Below are 6,764 nucleotides of genomic sequence, written 5' to 3'. Positions count from 1 at the left end.
CCTTGGGCGTGAAGCGCGTTGCCCAAATTCGCCTCTGCTTCCGCGCAGTTGGGATTGATCTGCAAAGCTTTTTGATACGATGCAATCGCTGCTTCTAACTTGCCTTGTTGTTGCAGGTTGTAGCCCAGGTTATTGTAAATCGTTACCGCATCGGGGCGGAGTGCGATCGCTCGCTGGTATGCTGTCTCTGCTTCTGGTAATTGCCCTTGAGCTTGACGCAAATTGCCCAAACTGAACCAAATCTTCACAGAATCCGGCTGCACCTGGGAAGCTGCAACAAGCAACTGCTGGGCGGTTTCGGGTTGTCCCATCTGTTGCATCAACATGCCGAGTCCGTATAAAGCTTCTGGGTGGTCGGGTTGTTTTTCCAGCACTTGACGATAGAGTTGTTCAGCATCCGGTAAGCGATTTTCTCGTTGATGTTGAACTGCCAATTGCAGAGTTTCGGCTACTTCTGCTGCGCCAAATCTCCTGGGTTTGTTGACCAGCTTTAAGATAAAATCCTCCAAAGCTCTGACAGGTTTTAAGTCGCCATATAATTGGTGCTTTTTCTGGGCAATTTGTTGGGAGATGTGTTGACGATATTGAGCATCTTGTCCCAGACGCACTGCCATCTGCACATATTCTTCTTTACTGTGAGCGATTGTCTCTGAGAGATCCATCATTTTGAGGATAGCCATCGTATGGCGTCCCCGCATCATTTCTCCTGGCCATGTCATGACCGGAATATTGTGTGCGATCGCTTCCAGGGTAGAATTGCATCCAGACCAACCAAGACTATCCAGGAACACATCTGCCATCGCTGTAGCCGCTGCGAACATATTAGAATCTAAGCGAGGCAAAAAGATGCACCTGTCTTGATAATTGAGTCCGAATGCCTCAAAAGCACGGCTTAACCGTTGGCGAAAGACTTCATTAATATATTTGCTTTGTATCGCTTCAATAAAGACAAACTTACACTTGCCTAACTGCTTAGCAATCAGCGGAAACACATCATCATCCTGCGGCAAATACTTGTATAAAGATTGGCAACACCAGAACATAATTTCATCTTCCGCTATGCCAATTGCTTGTTTGCCGATTGCTGGCGTTTCCACTGGCAACGGCGTGTAATGAATCGATAAATTGGGCAATCTGACTAACTTTTCTGTATAGTGGTCTTGAGGATTTTCCGGTTCCATTAAGTCACTGCTCAAATAATAGTCAATCGTTGGTAGCCCACTCGTATCCGGGTGTCCCCAAGATGTCATTTGAATCGCAGCCAGTCTTAAACAACCCAGTTTAACTGTCATCGGATTCATCCCAAATTCGGGAAAAATCAGAATATGTAACTTGTCTTGTTGAATTAATTCACACCATTGTTCCAGCAGCAGTGGTCCTTGGATAAATTTGTCAAACGCTTTCGCCGCTTTGACAGTTTCCCGATCCTGTTTGGCATTAGTGTAATACCCAAATAATTCAAACTCACTCCTATCCAGGTTTTCTACCCAACCTTTAATAGGTATTTTCCAATTAGAATGCAGCCGAAAATAACCTGAAACAATCCCGACACGCACTTTTTCGTTGGCTTTTAACTCGGTGACAGCAATTGGCTTACTCCATTGGGGATAACGCTTCGCCATGATATTAACGATCGTTTCCCCATAAGTTTGCTGCAAATCTCGGTCGTTTTTCCCTTGATAAGCTAGATAAAAAGGCTGTATTGTCCCTACAGCCTCCCCTGCCTTTTCTACTATGTTTTGGGGAATTTCTAATTGATAGCTTTGAGCTAATTTTTGCAGTTCTTGTTGATAATTATCTCGCCTGATATTTACTTCTGACTCACTTGAATATATAATCGGCAACTGACTCATACAAATGCCAAATTGGGCTGCCACATAGTCAGGTTGTATTTCTAAAGCTTTGCGGTAACACTCCACAGCTGCCTCTAACTTTAGCTGTTTCGCCAGCGCCTGTCCCAAGTTATAAACAGTGTCAACTAAGTTAGGCTGTATTTCTAAAGCTTTTTGGTAAGACTCTACAGCCGCCTCTAATTTTTCCTGTTGGAAAAATACATTTCCCAGATTATTATGTGCCTCAGCTAAATCTGGTTTGATTGTTAAAGCTTTTTGGTAAGATTCTGCGGCTGCGTCTAATTTGATCTGTTGGAATAATACATTTCCCAGATTAATATGTGCTTCAGGGAAATCTGGTTTAATTGTTAAAGCTTTTTGGTAAGATATTGCGGCTGCATCGAACTTACCCTGTTGCAGGAGTAAATTTCCTATGCTGTAATGAGCCTCAGCATAGTCAGGTTTGATTGTTGATGTTTTTTCAGCGTAATCTACCGCTGCATCTAAATTACCTGCGGATTTTTTCTGGACGGCATTTTGGAGAAAAGCCTCCAGAGATCTGACCGATTCTCGATCGCAATATAACTTGTACTGATTGGCTGCTATTTGCTGGGATATGTATTGACGATATTCAGGATTTTGACCGAGACGGACTGCTATCTTTATATAATCTTCTTTACTAGAAGCAATCGTCTCTTCGATCCCCATCATTTTGAGGATAGCCATTGTATGGCGTCCCCGCATCAAGTCTCCTGGTAATGTCATGACTGGTATATTGTGTGCGATTGCTTCCAAGGTAGAATTGCATCCAGACCAACCAATGCTATCCAGGAACACATCTGCGATCGCTGTAACCCCAGCAAATGTCTTAGCATCCATGCGAGGCAAAAAGATGCAGTATTCTTGATAATTCAGCCCGTATGCTTGAAAAGCACGGTTTAACCGCTGCTGGAATACCTCAGTTACATATTCGCCTTTGTCATATTTAATGAATGCAAACTTGCACTTCCCTAATTCCTTGGCAATTTGCGGAAAAACATCATCATGTTGAGGTAAATACTTAAATAATGATTGACAGCACCAGAACATGATTTCATCCTCGGCGATGCCAATTTCTTTTTTGCCGATTGCTTGCGGTTTAATTGCCAACGGCGTGTAATAAATCGATAAATTCGGCAATCTGACTAACTTTTCTGTATAGTGTTCTTGAGCATTTTCTGGTTCCATTAAGTCACTGCTCAAGTAATAGTCTATCGTGGGTAGCCCACTCGTATTTGGGTGTCCCCAAGATGTGATTTGAATCGCAGCTAGTCTTAAACAACCCAACTTAATTGTCATTGGGTCCATCCCGAATTCCGGAAAAATCAGGATGTGTAGTTTATCTTGTGCAATCGCTTCACACCATTGTTCTAACGACAGGTTTCCTTGGACAAATTTGCCAAAAGCTTGAGCTGCCTTGGCTGTTTCTCTATCCTGTTTTAAGCCTGTGTAATAACCATATAATTCAAATTTATTTCTATCCAGGTTTTCCACCCACCCCTTAATCGGAATTAACCAATTAGAATGATTGCTAAAAAATCCCGAAACAAAACCTACACGAATTTTCTCATTTTCTTTTAAATCTGGCAGAGCAATAGGCTGGCTGTATTGGGGATAGCGACTCGACAGTATCTGAACGATTGTTTCCCCATATATCTGCTGCAAATCTCGGTCATTGCCACCTTGATAAGCTAAATAAAAAGGCTGTAACGAACCTACAGCATCCACTGCCTTTTCTAGAGCTTTGGGGTTGGTATGCTTATAGCTTTCCGCTAAATCTTGCAGACGTTGTTGATAGTTATTTCGCTTGATATTTATTTCTTCAAAACTTGAATAAATAATCGGTAGTTGACCGATGACAATGCCAAATTTAGCTGGAGCAAAGTCAGGATTGAGCCTTAAGGCTTGCTGGTATGATTCTATGGCTGCTTCTAACTTGCCCTGTTCGTAGAGTGTATTGCCCAAGTTCTGATGAACTTCGACATAGTTAGGGTTGAGGCTTATAGATTGCTGGTAGGATTTTATAGCTGCCTCTAACTTTCCTTGTACTTTGAGTGCATTTCCCAATTTGTGATAAGCCGCATAGTTTGGTTGAATGTTTAATGCTTGCTGGTATGATTCTACGGCTGCATCTAACTTGCCCTGTTGCAGGAAGACATTTCCCAAATTATGATGAGCCTGAGCATAGTCAGGTTTCAGCTTTAATGCTTGCTGGTATGATTCTATGGCTGCATCTAACTTGCCCTGTTGCAGGAAGACATTTCCCAAATTGTTATGAGCCTGAGCAATTTCTGGTTTAATTTTTAATGCTTGCTGGTATGATTCTATGGCTGCATCTAACTTGCCCTGTTGGTACAGAACATTTCCTAAATTGTAATTAACTTCAGCCGATTCAGGTTTGAGCTTTAAAGCTTGTTGGTAATACTCTACCGCTGCGTCTAACTTGCCCTGTTTTTCAAATATATTTGCTAAATTACCCAGCGCTATCGGGTGATATTGGTTTTCTAATTCGCTTGGCAGTGTTAATATCTCTTTGTATAGGGATTCTGCTTCATCCCATTCACCTGACTGATGCTTTTGCACCGCGATTTCGACCAGAGATTCAATGTTAGATTCTGAAATGTTTTCGGTATTCATGGCTATAATTAAGGCGATCTCGAACAGAATTATTCCTAGAATTCAACCTCAGCCTTGATGGCAGCTATTGTGAACTACCCTAAATCCTTGTTTTTCAGCAATTTTAGACTATCTTTCATGGTATACCAATAAAAAAGCCCAAGTATTTTGGCGCTTTGGCCCGGAGGGGTGTGGTCAAAACCTGTTGGTGATATCGAACAAATTTCCCCGCGTCCCCCCGTCCCCCCATCCCCCCGTCAATCTCAACCAACAAATGATTGACCGCACCCGGCCCGGAGGGCATTTGATTATTTTTAACTAGTAGGGGCACGGCATCGAAAATCTTTTCCACAGGCAGAAAATCTTACTGATGCCGCGCCCCTACAGTGTATCCCATTCCAGCCTGACTTAACTGTATTGGGTTGAAAAGCCTTTAGACTTGGATAATATCTGCCAAGGAAAGGCTGACTGATCCATTAAAAACAGCAATTAATTCTTTAGAACCATTAGACAATTGAGCGAACAAATCTGTATCAGCAACACCATCGCTGGTCAAATCGCGAGTCCGCGATATTGTATAACTCTGCACCGGCAACCCTGACCCAAATTTCTGTAACCGGAGCTTATCTGTGCCAGCCTCGAAGTCTAAAATAAGAGCGTAGTCATTATCCCCACCGCCAGCGTAATAAACGCCATTCGAACTCCCAAGTACAAATGTGTCTCTAAAGCCATCGGGGTTCAATGTGATATTAACGTTAGCGTCAACCGCACCACCACCAATTAAGTTATCTATCTCAATGGTTCCACCACCGACAAATCCATCCAGAATATCATTGCCGCTACCCCCAACGACATAGTCCCTAAACAACAACTCAGCATCCTTATTGGGATCTCCGTTAGTACCTCCAGTAAGAACGTCATTACCCGCGCCCCCAAACAGCACGTCACTGCCGACGCTGCCATCAAGTGTATCGTTGCCGTCGCCGCCAAACACTAGATCGTCCCCGAAGCCCCCAAACATCCGGTCATTGCCGCTGCCCCCATCCAGGTAGTCGTTGCCGAAGTCGCCAAAGATTACATCATTGCCGTTGCCCCCAATCGCAGTATCATCGCCGAAGCTACCAAACAGCTGGTCATTGCCGTCGCCCCCATCCAGATAGGAACTGCCAGATCCCGCTATAATTTTGTCTCTGCCGCCGCCACCAATCATAACGTCGCTGCCACCAATACCCAGGATGGTGTAGCCTCTAAGATTAGAGTTTCCTCCAGGTACGGTTAATGTGTCGTTTCCATCAGTTCCCATTAACCTGGTCCCTGTTGATGTAGCGATAGTGGGATTCAAGTTTCCTTCCAGTCCAGTTAAGATATTGTTTCCATCAATTCCTATTTGGATGGCCATATCGTTAGATCTCCTAAAGTTTGTCAAGTTTCCAATCTGATTGACTTCTGGGGGCTTTGAAAAACCCTGATTCTGAGACGTTGTTACGCGACGGTTTGAAACCACGTCGCTTCACTTTATTTCGACTTGATTTTACTCAAGATGAAAGCGCAGTCAAAATGCCTTACCTGCCTCCACCCATTTCTAGGCTTTACGGCTACTTTGGTATCTTCCAACCTTGTTCGCTAAGCTTTCCCTAACGGTTGATTTTCCGCACCATTTCTATACTTTTTGCTGCAACCCCATACCTTCAGTTGTAGTGGTTGAGCATGGCATCACGTTTTGTTCTTGGAGTTTTTCATCCTTGTGTTACCATACTGCAATTTTAACAACAATTTGGCAGTATGCAACGATTAAATTTTCAATTTTATGCTAAGTATTATGAGGATTTTGTGAAGTTTGCCAAACAGACAGAACGCTTAATAAATGACCTAGTTATAGAGGGTATCAGACAGTACACAGAAAATTCAAACAAAAACCAGCTGAAAACTATTTATAAGTAAAGCTTTCAGATCTTTGTATCATCTATTGGTAGGCAGAGTAGAGTACAAGATAACCCAACAAACAATGGCACTCGGTGTTGGTTTTCTGACTCACTCATGCCTGCTTTGGTTTTGAGGTTGATACTGCAAGTAATGCCGTGGCAGCAATTACTTGGTAGCAGCAACAATTTGAACGAAAGACTCAGAACTGTCATCTTCGGTTTGACCACCAGCGATGATACTGGTGAAGGTGATGTCACCACCACGAGCATCAGCGGTAGCAATCACTTGAGCAACGTTTCCTTCTAAACCACCCAAGTTGGTGTCTAAGGTCTTGGTGATGGTTTCGTTAACGCT

General features: G+C 43.2%; 3 protein-coding genes. All 3 read right to left on the bottom strand.

The annotated features are described in order from the left end of the window. Positions 1 to 4,508, bottom strand: a 4,508-nt coding sequence (locus ACE1CM_RS12480) for a tetratricopeptide repeat protein (protein WP_374877798.1), incomplete at its 3' end; no start/stop codon positions are given. A 412-nt stretch (positions 4,509 to 4,920) separates the two neighbouring features. Beyond that, positions 4,921 to 5,886: a calcium-binding protein gene (locus tag ACE1CM_RS12475; protein ID WP_374877797.1), complete on the bottom strand. Its 966-nt coding sequence runs from the start codon at positions 5,884 to 5,886 to the stop codon at positions 4,921 to 4,923. A gap of 689 nt (positions 5,887 to 6,575) precedes the next feature. After that, positions 6,576 to 6,764: hypothetical protein (locus tag ACE1CM_RS12470; protein ID WP_374877796.1), on the bottom strand; the 189-nt coding region annotated here is incomplete at its 5' end.

This window comes from Microseira sp. BLCC-F43 (assembly GCF_041929235.1).
GTDB lineage: Bacteria > Cyanobacteriota > Cyanobacteriia > Cyanobacteriales > Aerosakkonemataceae > Microseira.
Note: the sequence above shows the minus strand (reverse complement) of the source record. Positions and strands in the feature narration are given on the sequence as shown.

What these genes read in the sequence shown, in the direction of transcription:
- ACE1CM_RS12475 (WP_374877797.1), bottom strand. Translation starts at nt 5,886, where the DNA reads ATGGCCATCCAAATAGGAATTGATGGAAACAATATCTTAACTGGACTG.